Origin of the sequence: Paraburkholderia polaris, assembly GCF_012927345.1 — a bacterium.
GTDB lineage: Bacteria > Pseudomonadota > Gammaproteobacteria > Burkholderiales > Burkholderiaceae > Paraburkholderia > Paraburkholderia polaris.
In genome coordinates this window covers 262,298-279,725 of sequence record NZ_JABBGJ010000001.1, presented here as the reverse complement: position 1 = coordinate 279,725, position 17,428 = coordinate 262,298, and the positions used below count along the sequence as shown (strand labels likewise).

General features: G+C 60.7%; 15 protein-coding genes and 1 pseudogene. 8 read left to right on the top strand and 8 right to left on the bottom strand.

Going from position 1 to position 17,428, the window contains the following annotated elements:
- Positions 1–3 precede the first annotated feature (3 nt).
- The 4 genes and pseudogenes from HHL24_RS44520 to cynS all read left to right on the top strand — a co-directional run.
- Positions 4–120 (top strand): annotated as a pseudogene (locus HHL24_RS44520) (LuxR C-terminal-related transcriptional regulator); the annotation flags it as partial.
- Between the two features lie 139 nt (positions 121–259).
- Positions 260–1,153, top strand: coding sequence for a transcriptional regulator CynR (gene cynR, locus HHL24_RS01160; RefSeq protein ID WP_169483538.1), 894 nt, complete (start codon positions 260–262; stop codon positions 1,151–1,153).
- Between the two features lie 167 nt (positions 1,154–1,320).
- Positions 1,321–1,980: a carbonic anhydrase gene (locus HHL24_RS01155; protein ID WP_169483537.1), complete on the top strand. Its 660-nt coding sequence runs from the start codon at positions 1,321–1,323 to the stop codon at positions 1,978–1,980.
- Between the two features lie 25 nt (positions 1,981–2,005).
- On the top strand, positions 2,006–2,476 hold the full coding sequence (gene cynS, locus HHL24_RS01150; RefSeq protein ID WP_169483536.1) for a cyanase: 471 nt from the start codon (positions 2,006–2,008) through the stop codon (positions 2,474–2,476).
- A gap of 150 nt (positions 2,477–2,626) precedes the next feature.
- On the opposite strand, the gene HHL24_RS01145 is transcribed toward cynS, so the two are convergent.
- Positions 2,627–3,094 (bottom strand): hypothetical protein, encoded by a 468-nt coding sequence (locus tag HHL24_RS01145; protein WP_169483535.1) that lies wholly within the window; start codon positions 3,092–3,094, stop codon positions 2,627–2,629.
- A gap of 1,331 nt (positions 3,095–4,425) precedes the next feature.
- On the opposite strand from HHL24_RS01145, the gene HHL24_RS44955 reads away from it, so the two are divergent.
- Positions 4,426–4,833, top strand: a complete 408-nt coding sequence (locus tag HHL24_RS44955) for a thiamine pyrophosphate-dependent enzyme (RefSeq protein WP_169483590.1) — start codon at positions 4,426–4,428, stop codon at positions 4,831–4,833.
- Here the strand turns inward: HHL24_RS44955 and HHL24_RS01135 are convergent.
- The 4 genes from HHL24_RS01135 to HHL24_RS01120 form a co-directional block, all read right to left on the bottom strand.
- Positions 4,749–5,363: an HD domain-containing protein gene (locus HHL24_RS01135; protein WP_169483534.1), complete on the bottom strand. Its 615-nt coding sequence runs from the start codon at positions 5,361–5,363 to the stop codon at positions 4,749–4,751. The two genes, HHL24_RS44955 and HHL24_RS01135, sit on opposite strands and share 85 nt — an antisense overlap.
- A gap of 91 nt (positions 5,364–5,454) precedes the next feature.
- Complete coding sequence (locus tag HHL24_RS01130) at positions 5,455–6,504, bottom strand: patatin-like phospholipase family protein (RefSeq protein ID WP_169483533.1); 1,050 nt, start codon at positions 6,502–6,504, stop codon at positions 5,455–5,457.
- 119 nt (positions 6,505–6,623) lie between these two features.
- Positions 6,624–10,079 (bottom strand): adenylate/guanylate cyclase domain-containing protein, encoded by a 3,456-nt coding sequence (locus HHL24_RS01125; protein WP_169483532.1) that lies wholly within the window; start codon positions 10,077–10,079, stop codon positions 6,624–6,626.
- A gap of 173 nt (positions 10,080–10,252) precedes the next feature.
- On the bottom strand, positions 10,253–11,035 hold the full coding sequence (locus HHL24_RS01120) for an ABC transporter substrate-binding protein (RefSeq protein ID WP_169483531.1): 783 nt from the start codon (positions 11,033–11,035) through the stop codon (positions 10,253–10,255).
- 617 nt (positions 11,036–11,652) lie between these two features.
- Here HHL24_RS01120 and HHL24_RS01115 point away from each other — a divergent pair.
- A complete protein-coding gene (locus HHL24_RS01115; protein ID WP_169483530.1) occupies positions 11,653–12,939 on the top strand; it encodes a hypothetical protein in 1,287 nt (428 codons plus the stop codon).
- A gap of 215 nt (positions 12,940–13,154) precedes the next feature.
- On the opposite strand, the gene HHL24_RS01110 is transcribed toward HHL24_RS01115, so the two are convergent.
- Genes HHL24_RS01110 through HHL24_RS01100 form a run of 3 tightly spaced genes read right to left on the bottom strand, consistent with a single transcriptional unit; the run spans position 13,155 to position 15,244 of the window.
- Positions 13,155–14,234, bottom strand: a complete 1,080-nt coding sequence (locus HHL24_RS01110) for an NAD(P)H-dependent flavin oxidoreductase (RefSeq protein ID WP_169483529.1) — start codon at positions 14,232–14,234, stop codon at positions 13,155–13,157.
- 29 nt (positions 14,235–14,263) lie between these two features.
- Positions 14,264–14,467: a tautomerase family protein gene (locus HHL24_RS01105; protein WP_169483528.1), complete on the bottom strand. Its 204-nt coding sequence runs from the start codon at positions 14,465–14,467 to the stop codon at positions 14,264–14,266.
- A 39-nt stretch (positions 14,468–14,506) separates the two neighbouring features.
- A complete protein-coding gene (locus HHL24_RS01100; protein WP_169483527.1) occupies positions 14,507–15,244 on the bottom strand; it encodes an SDR family NAD(P)-dependent oxidoreductase in 738 nt (245 codons plus the stop codon).
- A 160-nt stretch (positions 15,245–15,404) separates the two neighbouring features.
- Between HHL24_RS01100 and HHL24_RS01095 the strand changes: the two genes are divergently transcribed.
- Together HHL24_RS01095 and HHL24_RS01090 are read left to right on the top strand one after the other, a co-directional pair.
- Positions 15,405–16,385, top strand: a complete 981-nt coding sequence (locus tag HHL24_RS01095; protein WP_169483526.1) for a LysR family transcriptional regulator — start codon at positions 15,405–15,407, stop codon at positions 16,383–16,385.
- A gap of 6 nt (positions 16,386–16,391) precedes the next feature.
- Positions 16,392–17,318: a LysR family transcriptional regulator gene (locus HHL24_RS01090; protein ID WP_169483525.1), complete on the top strand. Its 927-nt coding sequence runs from the start codon at positions 16,392–16,394 to the stop codon at positions 17,316–17,318.
- Positions 17,319–17,428 lie beyond the last annotated feature (110 nt).

Here is a 17,428-nt window from a genome sequence, read left to right as displayed (position 1 = left end):
AAGGAAATCGGCATAGCGTTGGGTATCAGTCCTCGTACTGTTGAAGTCTTTCGGGGAAAGCTGTTGAAGAAGTTCGGCGTACCCTCGACAAACGCGTTGGTTAAAACACTCCTTGCCTAGCGTCGTTCGATGGGAAGGACACTACTCAGCAATACGGCCCCACGCACAACAGCGGTGACGGAAGGATGAGCCCGTTTTTCTATAGCGTGTAATACCGGTCTAAAATCAAGTCCATAACGACCGCCTATAGTTACCGCCTATGCTGCTACGACACATCCGCTATCTGCTAGCGGTCGCCGACCATGGCAACTTCACGCGCGCGGCCGAGGCACTCCACGTTTCGCAGCCCACGCTGTCGCAGCAGATCAGACAGTTTGAGGAGTCGCTTGGGGTGCCGTTGCTCGACCGGTCGGGCCGATCAGTGCGCCCGACTGACGCCGGCGAGGCGTATATCCGGTATGCCCGAAGAGCATTGAGAGAACTTGAGGCAGGACAGCGGGCGACTCACGACGTGCAGGACCTGTTGCGCGGGTCGCTACGACTGGCGATGACGCCGACCTTCACGATGTACCTCGCCGGCCCGCTGATCGAACGTTTCCATACGCTGCACCCCGGCATCGATCTACGCATCCACGAAATGACCCAGGATGCGATCGAATCCGCACTGGCCGACGACGCAATCGACCTCGCTATCGCTTTTAGCAACGTGCGGTCCGCCGAGGTCGAGTGCCAGTCTCTCTTTGTCGAGAAACTGAGCGTGGTGATCGGCAATAGCCATCCTTTTGCGTCGCGCCAGGAACCCCTGACACCCAAGGAACTACAAGCGCAGTCGCTAGCACTATTGACTACCGACTTTGCAACACGGGCTCATGTCAGCGAGTACTTCAGGAAGCAGCGGATTGCTCCGCGCATTTCAATCGAAGCGAACACGATCAGCGCCATCGTCGAAGTCGTACGCCGCGGCAACGTTGTCACGATTCTTCCCGAAGCGATCACACTTGAAAACGCCGCACTGCAACGGCTGGAACTACGTCCCGCGTTACCGCATCGCACTGTGGCACTGCTGCGCCGTCAGGATGGCTACCGAAGCGCCGCTTCACTTGCTTTTACCGGGTTGATCGAATCCATGGTTGCGCACTCCGCGCTGCCGTAAACGCGCGACCTGCAACACGCAGACCCCGGCAAATCGTTCGTCACGGCGGCACGACATCAAACTATTGGCGTTTACTATAGAAAGTATAGGACATCAGTCTTGGACGCTATAGCTGCGTCGGCGCACTCTTCTTCCATCGGTTCCCGATCAACAGCCAGGAGGAAGTCGTGCAAGAAGTCATTGATGGTTTTCTGAAGTTCCATCGGGATGCATTCCCGGAACGCTCAAAGCTGTTCAAGCAACTGGCGACGAGCCAAACTCCCCGCACCTTGTTCATTTCCTGTTCGGACAGCCGGCTTGTCCCCGAACTCGTCACCCAGCGGGAGCCGGGTGATCTTTTCGTGATTCGCAACGCCGGCAACATCGTGCCGTCGTACGGCCCGGAGCCAGGCGGTGTATCGGCCACGGTCGAGTACGCGGTCGCGGCACTCGGCGTCACTGACGTCGTGATCTGTGGCCACTCTGACTGCGGCGCGATGACTGCAATTGCCACCTGCAAATGCATGGACCACATGCCCGCCGTGGGGAGCTGGCTGCGTTACGCGGATTCCGCGAAAGTCGTCAACGAGGCGCGCGAGCACAAGAGCGAACGCGACCGTGTCGACTCGATGGTCCGCGAAAACGTGATCGCCCAGCTTGCGAACATCAAAACTCATCCATCCGTCAGGCTCGCACTGGACCAGGGACGCTTAAGTCTGCACGGTTGGGTCTACGATATCGAAACCGGCTCAATCGATACGCTTGACGGCACGACCAATCGATTCGTACCCCTTGCAAAGCACCCGCAAGTCTATGCAACCCCGGCGCGGCTTGCACCCGCTGCCTGAACGTTTATCAACTCGAGGACATATCATGACTCAGTCTCAATACAGCCAAACTAACCGCATGAATCTTGCAGACGCCGTTATGGACGCCAAGGTTCGTAAGGACCTGACATTCGAGCAACTCACTGAGGGTACGGGCCTGAGTCTGGCGTTCGTCACTGCCGCGCTGCTCGGCCAGCACGCCTTGCCGGTGGATGCTGCCAAGGTCGTGGCCGAGAAACTCGATCTCGACGAAGACGCTGTGCGCCTGCTGCAGACCATTCCTCTGCGCGGCAGCATTCCGGGGGGCGTGCCAACCGACCCGACGATCTACCGGTTCTATGAAATGGTGCAGATCTATGGCTCGACGCTGAAGGCCCTGGTGCACGAGAAATTCGGCGACGGCATCATCAGTGCGATTAACTTCAAGCTCGACATCAAGAAGGTCGAGGACCCCGAAGGCGGCTCGCGTGCCGTCATCACCCTGGACGGAAAGTACCTGCCGACCAAACCGTTCTAACGCAGACAGGCCGGTTTTCCTGGTGGGTAGCCGGCATCTTTGATATGCACTCCATATGTTATTCAGGCAACATTTGATAAACCGACTGGTTCTCCAACTTGCAGGCCGCGCAATCTATTAATTGATAATTAATATAACTTTTACATACCATCAAGCACTCGCTCTCTTTGGTGCGAACCAGCCCCTGCTTTTGGGTAGCAACAACAGAAAAGCAGCCGCTACTTCGGCAAAAAGCCCATAGGTACCTTTTAATAGAGTGAAAAAATGGAGTGGGCCAATAATTACCGTGTTTATTACCCCTTGCACAAGAAATACCGCCAGCAGAGTCGACAAAATCAACACCGCAATTCTTGCCCAATTTTTGCGTGTTGATAATTTAAAAGCCAAAAATAATTTTAGAGCACCAAACGCAAATAAGATTGCCTCAATCCAGATTATTACGACGACTGGAATGGTAGACGTGGAAATTGGTTCTCTTATAATTTTATCTGGAAAAATTCCGCCTATCGTAACGTAGAGATACTGCAAGGAGGCAACCCAGTAAATCAAGATTGCAATTTTTGCAAAAACAGGAGCATTTTTTAGTTCGATTAAATTAATTCCGAGAATATTTTTCATTATTCTGACGCCTCTTATTGAGATTAATTTAAATGAGCCGTTATTTTAAAAAAATCAATGAACCACATTAAACCATAACATCCATAAATATGGACCGGATTGTTTCGGGGTTTCAAGTCCAGAGCATAGTATCGAATCTGTCATGGTCTTTTTTCTCCCCAATCCAGGCACCCATGTCGAGTGAATAATCGTAGAGACCGATTTTGGAGCGAACGCGTAGTTCATGCCCTGCCAACGGAAGAAGCGTACTCCAAGCCCGATCAAAAAAAGGAACACGACTACCGCCGCCACAAGGAGAACCCTGGTTCCTCGACCCATATCAGTTGCCCTCAATCCGCCCTGCATTTCGCACCCTTGATGTCGTCACTTATAGCTACATGACATAGGTGACGCATCGTCGACGATTCAGGCAGCGGTGTCGAATGGCTGAAACTCGCCGGACCCGGCCCGACGGAGACCTTAATCGATTGCTGATCGTTGCAAATATGCGAAAGGCATAAATCGACCCATTTGCGACAATCATGTAGCCGCGAACCGGCCTTTCAGGGACGTGCCGCTAACAGGCCTCGCGGTGTTTCCCGCCTGGTGGCGAGACATGCTCTTCCTCATTTGATATACCGCCTTGCAAAATGAATCTTAACTACTTGACATGCGATAACGCCAATACACAGGTATATCGCAAAGGCAGCGTTAAATACAAGTCGACCCAAGTGAACATCCCAACGCGGCAAAAGACAAAGGCCGGCCATAAGCACGATATAGGACCCCCAGACTTGCCAGTGCCGGTGAGCTCTCTGGGCTGCGATGCTCCATATGCCGTATCGCAACGCTTGAGGAATTTCAGATAGCTCCGGCAGGTTCTTGGGCGACAAATAGAAGCGTGCTGTCATCGGGCCTCCGGAAGCGTGACAACGAATACCTTTGTAGCGCGCGGTGTTGCTGTTTAATCTAGCTGCCTTTGTTTTTTGCAGTACAGCTCTGACCTGAACGACAGCAACTGGGCGAACCCGGAAGTTTGCACCGCGGCTATTGCGCCTATGTGCCATGCGTTGCTTCTGTCACACACTTTGTGCGAAAACGCGCTGTCATTCTCGAAAAACGAAGTTGGCTAACAGCATGCCGATGAATGCAGAAGCTCCGCCAATAAAAGCCGCGATGCTGAGTGCCGGGTAACGGACCGTGAGAGGATGGGCGCAAAACACTGAGAAAAAAGTAAAGATCGCAGTGAATATCCCGCGTTTGAATTTAAGTGTTGTTTCTCGCACAGCGACTCCCCAGAAGGAAAGGCTGACCGCACCGCTCGGGACGAATTACAGCAGTTCAAACGGCGCATTGTCAACGATCTGAGGTCATCGTTCGAATGTCGGGTTCTGGCCTGTCAGGACTGCGGAGCCAACACGCATTTCGCGGCGCGCTTCCTGACTCTGCGTCGCGGACAGCAACTGGTCGCCACTTGCATGCTCGCCACCATGGCACCTGGGCTGCCGTACGCGATCGCGGCGCAGCTGGCCAATCCTGGGCGTCAGGTCGTCGCGATCGTCGGTGACGGCGGATTTGCGATGCTGATGTCCGAGCTCTCGACAGCGGTCAAGAACCACTTGCCCGTGAAAGTCATCGTGATACGCAACGACATGCTCGCGGAACTCTCTCATGGTCATCGCGGCGCAGGCAGGCCGAGCCGCCACGTCAGATTGCCCCGTGCGCGCGTTTCGCAACGGGTATGGAAAAAATCGGTGTGATAGATACGCGGATGTGCCAGCAGATTGCCCAGAATCGTCCGTTCGTGCATGTCGTAGGCGCGGTCGTCAAGGTCGGGACGTTCCGCCCTCAGGCGCCCCCCATCCTCACGAAAACGGCTGCGTCGAGCGCCCAGCACCGCGAGGTCGATATCGCAGGCAAAGCGATCGTCCAATCCCGCCGGCACACGCGTATGCCTCGTCGCCAGGATCATTGCGCAGATGCGTCCGCCCGCAGCGATACGGTCATCTGCCCATTGCCGGAACCAGTCCGCGCTGCGTTGCTCGTTGTCCCGTGCGCCGGGAACGTAGACCACGTCGTGGCACCACAGCGCAAGTTCCACAACATCGGGATGAGGAATCGCGCTCCGCGCATGGTCGAGATCGTGCAAGCAGCGGCGGATATGACGCAGCGTGTGGTAATGACGCGCCGGTTCGGCATAAAGCTGCGCCAGGTCGGCATAGACGGCCTCGGCGCGCAAGCCGCCGCTGCGTGACCACAATGCGATGAAGCGCGCCTGCGTCTGGCTCATTCCCGCCCCTTTCCATCCTGCACGAATGCATGACCGTTCGACGCCGTACCCATCATGACCTCGTTGCTTTGCGCCGATCCAGTCGCGATGCTCAAAGAAACTCCTCGCGAATGTCGATACTCGAGCGTTGCCCGATGTCTCCGTAGTGATGCGTGAGCCACGCGTCGGCCTCGCGCCGCCCGTTATCGCGCAGTCCGCAAAGGAAGTCCCAATCGGCGTTGTACTTGCTGGACACGCTGAGCGCGCACATCGCCTCGTCGGATCGAATGGAATGGATCAGCATTTCCTTCATCTGGCCACCATCGACTTTGCCTTGCTGAATCAGATCGGTGACGAAGGCGATCGCGCGCATCTCACGCATCAGCGACGAGTTGAAGCTGATTTCGCTGACGCGATTGAGGATGTCGGCAGCCGTAATCGGCACGCCCCGGCGAACCAGCGGGTTGATGTGGACGATCACGACGTCGCGCGTATTGCAGTGGTAAATCAACGGGTAGATGGCCGGGTTTCCCATGTAGCCGCCGTCCCAGTAGTGTTCTCCGTCGATGGTGATCGCCTGGAACAGCGTCGGCACGCACGCAGATGCAAGTACGGCGTCCGCGCAGATATCCTCGCCCGTGAAGAGGCGTATTTTTCCCGTCTCGACGTTGGTCGCGCACAGATACAGATGGATGGGACATTGTTTTCGCAACGCGGTGAAGTCGACCTGATTGTCGAGCACCTCGCGCAGCGGATTCAGATTGTTCGGATTGAACTGGTAGGGCGAGAAGATGCGCAGCGCCATGTCGGCAAATGCATATAACGGCGAATGATCGAACCCGAAGCTGTGCGTCCCTTTCAGCCACGGCATCCAGCGCAACGGGTTGTAACGCTCGGCGGATTGCGCCACGGCGTACCAGAAGTCGTGTAGCGCCTGCCGCGCACCGTCCTCGCCCCCTTTCAGCAGCCCGTATGCGAGCACTGCGGCATTCATCGAGCCGGCGCTGGTCGCGCTCACTCCTTCAATCGCAAGCCTGCCGTCCTCGAGCAACCGGTCGAGCACGCCCCACGTGAACGCGCCATGCATCCCGCCCCCCTGCAAAGCCAGCGCGATCGCCTTGTGCTCGTCATCGCCGCGACGTCTCGGATTCTTTGTCGTCATTTCCCGTCTCCTCGGTCAGTGCGGATCGGCATCACGCGCCCGGCGCAGCGCGTCGGCCCGTCACACGCCGGTGCGTCAATGCGTCAATGCGCCGTTCGGCACCATGTGTCATCAATCGTTCACCCCTCGCGTGATGCCAACCCATCGAGCAACGCTTTCGCCTCTCGCATGTCGGCAGTGTCGAAGCCTTCCGCAAAGCTGCCGTACACCTCGGACAACGCCTGCCGTGCGTCTGCCGTTTTCCCCTGGCATTGCCACAGACGGGCGAGGCTCGAAACGGTCCGCAATTCGAACGACCTGGCGCCCTGTCGGCGGGCCACTGCGATCGCCTGATGAAAGCAGGCCTCGGCTTCTTCCGCACGGGCGGCGTCGCCAATGCGGTCGCTCGACGCGCCAAGCAGCAACCCCTTGATCCGATATAACTCCGCCTCGTAGCAGTGCTCGCCTGAACGACTCACCATGGCCATCGCCTCGTCGATCACGCCCAGACCCGCGTCGATCTCTCCCGCATGCCGGTAGCTGTCGGCGAGGAGCACCAAAAAGTACGAGCACCCCATTTCGGACCCGGTCGCCCGGTAGCCGGCCAGACCCTCGCGTATTTGCGCAATCCCCTCCTGGATGCTTCCCTGCTCATTCAACGCCCAGCCGCGCAGAATCGCTCCCCACGCGAGCCAGAACGGCATACCCTGCTCAGCCGCGAGCGACATGACGGCCTCGGCGTACTTGCGAGTCAGCGTCGCATCGCGCCGAAACTGGTGCAGTTGCGCCGTGTAGGTCAAGGTCAGTGCCAGGCTTGAGCCGCCGGTATATTTCCGGGCCAGTGCAAGCCCCTCCTGGCTCCGCTTGGTCGATTGATCGGGGCATCCCTGAAGCCACAAGGTCCAGGCCAGAAAGTTCAGGGCACGCACGCCTGGATCGATCACGTGGTCGTAGATCTCCTCCTCATGGCTTTCCTGGAGATAGAAAACCAGAGCTTGTTCCTGGTGGACACGGGCAGCGTCGAGATCGCCCTCGAAGAACAGGCTTGCCGCGAGCGCAAGATGCGCCTCCACGAATAAAGCCGGTTTCCCGATCTGCCGCGCCATCCGCAGCAGCCGCTCTCCCAGCTCATTCACGGTACGGTATTCCGCGCGCAGCTGGTAATAAGTCTTCAGTCCCAGTTGCACTGAGAAGATCTTCGATGTCTCGCCAATCCGTTCGCACAACGCCAGCGCGCGCGTATACGCCGCCACGACCTCCGGCGCGCCATAGCCGCGGACGGCCATCAAGGCGGGCCCGAGCGAGAGCAGCAGCGTCAGTTCCTGCTGAGCGCGTTCAGACGTGTCAGGCAAATGCTCGAGCAACTCCAACGCCGCGCCGAGATGACGCATCGCATCCAGATTGGCGGAATGCTGGAGCGCCTGTTCCCCGGTGCGGTGCAGGTATTCCACGGCCTTTGGGACATTGCCGCTCAGCCGGTAGTGATGCGCCAATTCGCTCCAGTAATCTGCGATACGGGTGGAGAACAGCGCTTCGATGGCCTGCGCCGCACGCTCATGCAGGGCGCTACGGCGCTCCGTCAGCAGCGAGCGCCCGGCAACTTCCTGGGTCAGCGCGTGCTTGAACGAATACTCGACCTCCGGAAACGCGGGACGCTCGTAAATGAATTCCGCGGCGTCCAGCCGGGCCAACCGATCCCGCAACGCGTCATCGGTCGGGGCGCCCGGCCCGTCGTAGATGCGCTGGATCAGACTGAACGAAAACTCCTTGCCGATGACGGCAAGTGCCTGCAGCAACTCCTTCTCCGCGACGGGGAGCCGGTCGATGCGAGCGGCGAGCACACCTTGCACGGTGGTCGGAATATGCAGCGCAGCCGGGGTATGCTCGATCCGGAAACGGCCGGGTTCGCCGAGCAGCGATTTCTCTTCGACCAGCGTCTGTACAACTTCCTCCATGAAAAAGGGGTTGCCCTCCGTCTTCTCCAGGATGAGCTGTTTGAGCGGCGCGAGGGTGGGATCGTCCCCAAGCAGCGCCGAGAGCAATCCCTGGGCTTCCGCGGGGCCAAGCGGTTCGAGTCGCAGTTGGCTGCAATGGCCCGCGCGTTCCCAGACAGGCTGATACTCTGGCCGGTAGTTCACAAGGAGCAGTATCCGTGAATTCGCCACGCGGTCGATGAGGCTCAAGAGGAATGCTTCGGTCTCGCGGTCCAGCCATTGCAGATCCTCGAACAACAACTCGATCGGCTGGTCGCGGCTCTCCCGCGTCAGAAGCTGGATGATCGCGTCAATGGTCCGGTCACGCCGGATCTGCGGATCCATTTCCGCCAGCGCTGATCCGCGCTCACCGATGCCAAGCAGATAGAGAAGGTAGGGCACCAGATCCTCGAAGCTTCGCTCGAGGGTCAGCGCCTTGCCCATGACTCTTTCCCGACACTGCCGTTCGTCGTCCTGAGCGGTGATCTGGAAATAGTTCTTCAATAGCTCGATGAGCGGCAAATAGGCGAAGGCCTTGCCGTGCGAAACCGAGAACGTCTCCAGTAACACACAGCTGCGCCGGGAGCGTTCCTTGAACTCATGAAAGAGGCGCGACTTCCCGACTCCGGCCTCGCCTGCCACAGCGACGACCTGTCCGCGTCCTTCTTTTGCCTGCTCCAGCGCCGCATGCAAATGGTCCAGTTCGGTCTGACGGCCCACGAACCTGGCAAGGCCGCGATGTGCCGACAATTGCAGGCGCGTGCGCAACGCCCCGGGACCCAATACCTCATACACGACGAGTGGCTCGGGGATCCCTTTGACCTGCGCCGCCCCCAGCGCCTTGAATTCAAAATAGCCCACGGCGAGTTTGTGCGTGGACTCGCTCACCAGAATTGACGAGGGAGCGGCGATCCCTTCCATCCGGGACGCAATGTGGATCGTGTGTCCGACCGGATCGTAATCGGTGTGCAGGTCGTCCGTGCGGATCGAACGCACGACGACCTCACCGGTATGGATGCCGACGCGAATTTGCAGCGGGATGCCTTTTTCCAGACGAATCCTGTCGCCGTGCCGGCGCATCGCATGCTGCATCCGCAGCGCCGCATACAGCGCACGCTGCGGATGGTCCTCATGGGCGATGGGCGCGCCGAACAGCGCCAGGATGCCGTCGCCAAGCGATTTGGCGACATAGCCTTCGTAGTAGTGGACAGCTTCCATCATCAGCGCGACGACAGGCTCGATCAGGCACTGAGCCTCTTCCGGGTCCAGGTTGTGAACCAGCGCCGTGGACCCCGCCATGTCGGCAAACAACGCCGTGACGGTCTTGCGCTCGCCGGCGATCTCGCCCCGGGCTTCCATGGCCGCCTGCTCGGCGCGGATGCGTTCGGCAAGGTGGTGTGGCGTGTAATGGATGGGCGCCGGGGACGGCTCTGAAACAGACCTCAGCCGCGTAGAAAGCGCTGCGGGCCCATCGGTCAGCGGCGCGCCGCACTCGCTGCAGAATTTGGCGGAAGGTCCCGCCTCGTGCCCGCAGCGCAGACATGTACGCGCCAGCATGACGCCGCATGCTTCACAGAAGCTGGCCCCAGCGGGATTCTCGAATCCGCAGTTTGCGCAGCGCATACGCTCTCTTCCCCTGTCCGGTGCCTGCTTCTAAACATTAGGCGCAGGACCCGGTTGCCACAAGAGGCGACCCACCACGGCTCTTCAACGGGACATATTCATCGTCCGGCATGGCACGCATAACGGACACCGAGCGCCGATTGCATTGAGCATGACTGTCGGACGGGCCGCCTTCACTGGCCGTAGACGTCGAAGTCGAAATACTTTTTCGCAATCCTGTCGTACGTGCCGTCCGCGCGCATGTCGGCGATCGCCTGGTCGATCTTCGCCTTCAGGTCGGTGTCTTCCTTGCGCAAACCGATCGCGGTACCGCTGCCCAGCGTCTTGGCATCGTAAAGCGCATTGCCGGCAAACGCGAAGTCCTTGCCTCGCGGCGTCCGCAGGAATCCGACGTCAGCCTGCACGGCGTTCTGTAGCGATGCGTCGATGCGGCCAGCAATCAGGTCCGAGTAAACGAGATCCTGATCCTGGTAAGGCACGATCACCGCGCCGACCGGCTCCCAGTAAGTCTTCGCATACGTTTCCTGGATCGAACCCTGCTCGACGCCGATTCGCTTGCCCTTCAGCGCTTCCGGTGTTGGCACGATCGTCGCGCCCTTCCTGGCGACGAGGCGTGTCGGGATACGGAATACCTTCGACGAGAACGCGATCTGTGCTTGACGCGCTGGCGTCATCGACATCGTCGATAGCACGCCGTCGAACTTGCGCCCCTTCAGCGCGGGAATCATGCCGTCAAAGGCGTTTTCGACCCACACGCATTGTGCGTTCAGGCGGCGGCAGATCTCGTTGCCCAGGTCGATGTCGAAGCCGACGAGCTTGCCGTCGGCGGATTTCGATTCGAACGGCGGATAGCTCGCGTCGACACCGAACCGCACGGTCGACCAATCCTTCGCGATTGCGCTGCCGGACGATACGGCGAGCAGCGCTATCGTCAGGGTTGCAAGCATGGATTTCATGTTTCTCCTTTCGTCGTTCTTTTAAAGCCCGACATTCGACCTTAGTCTGCCCACTCTTACAAATTCATTAAAATAATCAACTCATGCGTGTGACGCATATCGACACGCCGCCAGTGAAAATCTAAACGCGCGTTTCCAACACACGCTCTGATACGTCGGACTCCGTATTATGCCGATGCCGCCTTTTGTCTGAACTATTTGTGCAGCACGGAGCGTAACGGCGAGGTTACGTGCGACGTGACTGGAACACGTAACACGTGGGACGTAACACGCGTCGCGCGATGCCGTCACTGCGTTCCACGCCCCGTCCGAACTACCCGTCCAGCAAGGCTCTCTCACCCGCACGCCAGTCAATTCTGGCACTGCCAATGCGTGGCTCGTGCGGCGCTACGTCGCCGGCACATTGGCTCGGAACTTGCAGCGATCCGATGCCCGAGCAAGCCACATCCGAGCATGGCGCTACCGCACCGGCTCTAAAACTAAACGAAGGCGACGCGCACACACGCGGCATCGGGCACAAAGCAACCGTTTTCTGAAAGACCGATCAGCGGTTTTCCGGGGGCACTGATTACACCTTTGACCAATCAGGACGCGATTTCATCGCGAAAGGACTAATCATGGCTCCCTTCAAACACACTCTCGTTGCGTCGGCAAGCGCACTCCTATGGTGGTCGCTAGCCACTTCGTGTCAGGCTGGAGATGTCACGTCCACTCCGCCTACCTCTGTCACACAAGGCGGCGGATGGACGACTACCGGGCAACCAGGATCGGGATTCGCGTGGGCAGGAGGCGGTGGCACAGCCGGCGCCTGGGCCGGCAGTGGTGCGGGTACTAGTGGCTCTGGTTGGAGCGGCGGCTCGGCCTGGGGCGGCGTCTCGGCTTCCGGCTCGGGAAGTGGGTACGGCGGCGGCATTGGAGACGGTGGCTATGGTGGCTCGGGTGGCTCGGGTGGCTCCGGTGGCTCCGGTGGTTCGGGTGGTGGGTACGGCGGCGGCTCTGGAGACGGTGGCCATGGTGGCTCGGGTGGCTCCGGCGGCTCGGGTGGCTCGGGTGGCTCGGGTGGCTCGGGCGGCTCGGGCGGCTCCGGCGGCTCGGGCGGCTCCGGCGGCTCGGGCGGCTCCGGCGGCTCCGGCGGCTCGGGCGGCTCCGGCGGTTCGGGTGGTGGCAACGGCGGTGGAAATGGCGGTGGAAATGGCGGCGGCAACGGCGGCGGCAACGGCGGCGGCAATGGCGGCGGCAACGGCGGCGGCAATGGCGGCGGCTCTGGGAACGGCGGTCACGGCGGCTCCAGCGGCTCCACTGGCGCAGGCTCCGGCAACGGCAACCAGATCACCAGCGGCCTCCTTGACCCGATCGTGAACCTGGTCGTCAGCGTCGGCGCGATCAGCGTACCTATCGTGCCGATCACCGTTGGCAACAACAGCGGCAGCGGAAACGGCAACGGCGTGGGCAACGGCGCAATCGGTGGTTCAAAAGGCGTTGCAGGCGGATCGAGCGGACATAGCACCGGTGGCCTGCTGGCACCTGTAACCGCGTTGCTCGGCGGCCTGTCAGTGGGCTCGGTGAGCGGCGGCTCGCAAGGCAGCAGCAGCCCCCTCGCACCGGTTACCACCTTGCTTGGCGGACTAACGGGAGGCCTGGGAGGCGGCACCTCGCAAGGCAGCAACAGCCCCCTTGCACCGGTCACCACCTTGCTCGGCGGACTGACCGGAGGCTTGGGAGGCGGCACCTCGCACGGATCGTCGACGAGCTCCGCGAGCAATCCGGCTGCACCACTGACCAACCTGGTCGGCACACTGACCGGCGGACTCAGCGGCGCAAGCGGCGGCTCGTCTCCGCTCGCCCCGTTGACGAACCTGCTCGGCGGCCTCACAGGTGGACTCGGCGGCGGCACCAAGCACTAGCCCGCAACGCGTGGTGCCCCCGAGGGCACCACGCGCGCGACTCCAGGGTGCAACAGAAAGCAACCGGCCGGACCTGACTAGCATCACTGCTTCACGACATCAGGCCCGGCACACGCACACATGTCAACCCGCAGAGAGAGTCGCAAAGCGATTGACGCTGCGTCGAGAAGCCGAGAAGCCGAGAAGCCGAGAAGCCGAGAAGCCGAGAAAAGTATTCACCTAACCATTCCAGCTTGCGCTTCACGAACCTCGCGAACGAGCGTCTCAACCAGCTCCGCCGCCGGCATCGCACGCGAAAGCCGCACGGCCTGCCCTGCCCATTGAGCCGCATAGGCGGCGCTTCCCTGTGCTTTCGCGGCCGCATGCAACGCCTTACCGGCGTCATAAGCGATCGGATAATCAGGCAACGCAGGTCGCCTTGGGTCGTCGCCCAACTCACTGAACTGGTTCTCGATGCCGCGCGCCGCACGTCCGGAAATCGCGCTAATGAACGTCGTGCGACTGTCAGGACTTAGCAGCGCGGCCCGATACGCTGCGTCGGCAGCAGATTCGGGCGATGCAACGAATGCCGTGCCGAGTTGCGCCGCCTGTGCGCCCAGCGCCAACGCAGCCGCGATGCCCGCGCCATCCATGATGCCGCCGGCCGCGATCACCGGCAGCGGAATCTCGCGAACAATCAGTCGTACGAGCGCCATCGTGCCGAGCAACTCGTCCGGTAACGACGGGTCGAAATTACCCCGATGACCGCCTGCCTCGGCGCCCTGTGCGACGACACCGTCTAATCCTGCTGCATGGATCTGAGTGGCTTCGTCAAGGCTGGTGGCACTCGCAAGCAGCATGATCCCGGCTTCGCGTAGCGCCGCGATTTTCTCGGCCGACGGCAACCCGAAGTGAAAGCTAACCACCGCCGGACGCTCGTCGAGCAACATCTCGAGCATCGCGTCGTCTTCGACAAAACTCGTATAGATCTCGCGCAGCGCCGTGGGCGGTTTAGCACCGAAGCGCGCGAAATGCGGCGCGAGATACTCGAGCCAACGCGCCTCCCGAACGGGATCGGCAACGGCCGGCGCATGCGCAAACACATTGACGTTAAACGGCTTGCTGCTCAACGCGCGAATTTGGTGGATCGCCGCCCGCGCGCCCTGCGCGTTCATCGCACCGACACCGAGCGAGCCCAACGCGCCCGCGTTCGATACCGCCGCAGCGAGCGACGCCGTGCCCAGGCCCGCCATCGGCGCCTGGATGATCGGCAAGCCGACGCCCAACCGGGCGAGCAGATTCGGAGAGTCCTTCATATCCTCAGCCCCTTTAAATCGCGGCGCGCTCAGCGTTGCCGTGCGCGTATGTCCGTGATCGTTTCGCCCCCCCAGCCCCAATTATCCGTATCGATTTCCTCGATCACGACGAAAGTGGCCGCGGGGTCCTTGTGCAACACGCGTAAAACAAGATCGGTGGCGCCCTTGATCAACTCGGCCTTCTGCTCGCGCGTGACGCCTTCGCGCGTCACCTGAATATTGATGTACGGCATGATGCACTCCTTTCAGTTGTCCCAGGTTCGACGGCGGTGTTACCACCGGCCGGCAGTCGTTCCGCCATCCACAGGCACGATGACGCCCGTGACGAATTTCGCATCGGTCAGATAAAGCACGGCATCGACGATGTCCTGAACCGCGCCGATCCGGCCCACGGGTTGCATCGACTTGAGGAATTCGTGCGTGCCGCTGTCATGCAGCGGGGTGTCGATAATGCCGGGCGCGACTGCCGACACCTGCACGTTGCTCGCCGCCAGTTCGAGCGCGAGGCCGCGGGTCGCCGCATTGATGCCGCCTTTGATCAGCACCGGCAGCAACGCCGGCACGCTGACGTTCGGTTGCAGCGCGATACTCGCGGTGATATTCACGATGTGCCCGGCACCGTTGGCCGACATATGCGCGGCGGCTTGCTGCGTCGGATAGAAGAAGCCTTTGAGATTAGTGCCGACAATGGCGTCGAAATCTTCCGTCGTGTAGTCAGCAACCGGCTTCGCGATAAAGATACCCGCGTTGTTCACCAGAATGTCGACACGGCCAAACGTCGCGATTGCGCGCTCGAACAGCACGCGCGCTGTCTCGGGGTCCGCAATATCGCCCGCCACGGCAAGGAAGTTCGACGGCGCGCCGAGCTTGTCGGCGGCGGCGTTCAACCGGCCGATCGTGCGGGCATTGCCGACGACGTTGTAGCCACGTTCCAGATAGGCCTTGGTCAGCGCAAAGCCGATACCACTTGATGCACCTGTGATGACGACCGTCTTGTTTTGCGTGTTCATGATGTTCGACTCCATGGGTAAGGGAAAATAGCTACGGGCCACGCATCAGCGGGCACCGCAGGGAGTTGCGAGGTCTGTCCGGCTCCCATGCAAATGACTATACTTATGCCACCCATGTTGATAAATACGCCAATGTCGAATTCATTTGATACATCGCGTAATGAATAATCCACGGATCATCGAACGAAACAGCAAGCGTCAGTTCGACGACTTGATGCTCGGCAGCATCGAGCTGTTCTGTCTCGCGGCGGAACTGGAGAGCTTTACGGACGCCGCAACCGCTGCCGGCGTCACGCCTGCCGCGGTGAGCCGTTCGGTGTCGCGGCTCGAGGAGCGCATGGAGGTACGGCTCTTCGTCAGAACCACGCGCCGTATCCGGCTGACCGACGCGGGCAGGACCTACTACGAGCGTTGCCGCGAGGCGCTCGGACAACTCGTCGACGCAGAGCGCGAAGCGACCGGCCAGCAGTCCGCCGCCGCCGGCGTGTTACGCATCAGCATGCCGACGCCTTATGCGCACTATCGCGTGCTGCCCATCCTGCCGGCCTTCCGCGAACAGCATCCGCAGGTGCGGGTCGACGTGCACATCAGCAATCGCAACATCGACTTCGCCGAAGAAGGCTTCGATCTGGCCATTCGCGGAAGCGCGCCGGGCGAATCGAATCTGATTGCCCGCAAGCTAGAAGACGCGGAACTGGTCGTGGTGGCCAGTCGCGCTTATCTGTCGCGAGCCGGAACGCCGGCGTCGCTGGACGACCTCGCGCGCCACGATTGCATCCAGTTCGACCTGCCGAGCAGCGGCCGCAAGATTCCCTGGCTGTTCAAAAGCGGGGACCACGTGCAGGAGCATTTCACGGACGGCGGTTACTCGAGCGCGGGCGATGTACTCGGCGGCGTGACGTTGGCGCGCAGCGGCGCGGGTCTGTTTCAGACGTATCGTTTCGTGGTTGAGCAGGACCTGGCGACAGGCGGTCTGGTGGAAGTGTTGCCGGCGCTCGGCGGCACCTCGCGGCCGTTCGTGCTGCTGTACCCCCACAAACGCCATCTGTCGCTGCGGGTGCGACGCTTCGTCGATTTTCTCGTGGAGACGCTCGGCACCGCTCCGCACGATGACGTCACCTTGTCCCCCCTTGACGGCTGAACGGCGATGGATCGAATCGACGCGATGAAGGTGTTCGTCACCGCCCTCGACGAGGGCAGCCTTGCCGCGGCAGGCCGGCGTCTCGGCCGTTCGCCCGCCGCCGTGAGCCGGGCCATTGCGTTTCTCGAAGCCCATGTCGGCATGGCGCTACTGCATCGCACCACGCGCACGATCAAGCTGAGCGAAGCCGGTGAGCGTTACGCCGCCTCATGCCGGCAAATCCTGACCGACCTCGAAGAAGCCGATCTGATGATTGCCGGCGAGCGCGCGGCGCCGCGCGGCACGCTGACGCTGACCGCGCCCGTAGCCGCCGGTCAGGACTTTCTGCGGCCGCTGCTCGACGAGTTTGTGGACCTGTACCCGGACGTCACCGCGCGCCTCTACCTGCTCGACCGCCCTGCCAACCTGATCGACGAGGGCATCGACGTCGCGCTGCGCATTGCCCACCTGGCCGATTCGACGCTGATCGCGACACCGGTCGGCGAAGTACGCCGGGTGGTGGCCGCCGCTCCAGGCTATCTCGCCAAACATCCGCGTCTCAAGGAACCCGCTGATCTCGCCCAACACCGGATCATTTCGATGACGCACTTTGGCGTCGATTCGTGGAGTTTTCCGTCGTCGAACAATTCCGCCGCGCCGCAAACGGTGCACTTCACGCCGCGGCTGATCGTCAACAGCGTGCAGGGCGCGGTGGCCTCCGCCGTCGACGGATACGGCGTCACGCGGCTCTTTTCGTATCACGTCGCCGAACAGGTCCGCGAAGCTTCGTTGAAGATCGTGCTGACCGGTTACGAGCAGGCGCCGCTCCCCGTTCATCTGCTCACGCCGCAAGGCCGTCTCGCGGTGCCGAAAGTCCGGGCCTTCGTCGACTTCGCGGTACCGCGTTTGCGCACCCGTTTCAGCGCGCTCAAAGCGATCACCGACGCGGATTGAACCGAGTCGCGGAAGAATAGCTGCCGCGCGGCGGCGATTCTCTCGCCGCGTGTTCGTCCCTAAACTGGTTTCCATTGGTAACGGCTGCGGCCAAACCTGGCTGCAGCGCC

Bases quoted from the DNA above. Each gene is read 5' to 3' on its own strand.
- cynR (WP_169483538.1), top strand. From the start codon at position 260: ATGCTGCTACGACACATCCGCTATCTGCTAGCGGTCGCCGACCATGGC.
- cynS (WP_169483536.1), top strand. From the start codon at position 2,006: ATGACTCAGTCTCAATACAGCCAAACTAACCGCATGAATCTTGCAGAC.
- HHL24_RS01145 (WP_169483535.1), bottom strand. From the start codon at position 3,094: ATGAAAAATATTCTCGGAATTAATTTAATCGAACTAAAAAATGCTCCT.
- HHL24_RS01135 (WP_169483534.1), bottom strand. From the start codon at position 5,363: ATGAGCCAGACGCAGGCGCGCTTCATCGCATTGTGGTCACGCAGCGGC.
- HHL24_RS01130 (WP_169483533.1), bottom strand. From the start codon at position 6,504: ATGACGACAAAGAATCCGAGACGTCGCGGCGATGACGAGCACAAGGCG.
- HHL24_RS01125 (WP_169483532.1), bottom strand. From the start codon at position 10,079: ATGCGCTGCGCAAACTGCGGATTCGAGAATCCCGCTGGGGCCAGCTTC.
- HHL24_RS01120 (WP_169483531.1), bottom strand. From the start codon at position 11,035: ATGAAATCCATGCTTGCAACCCTGACGATAGCGCTGCTCGCCGTATCG.
- HHL24_RS01115 (WP_169483530.1), top strand. From the start codon at position 11,653: ATGGCTCCCTTCAAACACACTCTCGTTGCGTCGGCAAGCGCACTCCTA.
- HHL24_RS01110 (WP_169483529.1), bottom strand. From the start codon at position 14,234: ATGAAGGACTCTCCGAATCTGCTCGCCCGGTTGGGCGTCGGCTTGCCG.
- HHL24_RS01105 (WP_169483528.1), bottom strand. From the start codon at position 14,467: ATGCCGTACATCAATATTCAGGTGACGCGCGAAGGCGTCACGCGCGAG.
- HHL24_RS01100 (WP_169483527.1), bottom strand. From the start codon at position 15,244: ATGAACACGCAAAACAAGACGGTCGTCATCACAGGTGCATCAAGTGGT.
- HHL24_RS01095 (WP_169483526.1), top strand. From the start codon at position 15,405: ATGAATAATCCACGGATCATCGAACGAAACAGCAAGCGTCAGTTCGAC.
- HHL24_RS01090 (WP_169483525.1), top strand. From the start codon at position 16,392: ATGGATCGAATCGACGCGATGAAGGTGTTCGTCACCGCCCTCGACGAG.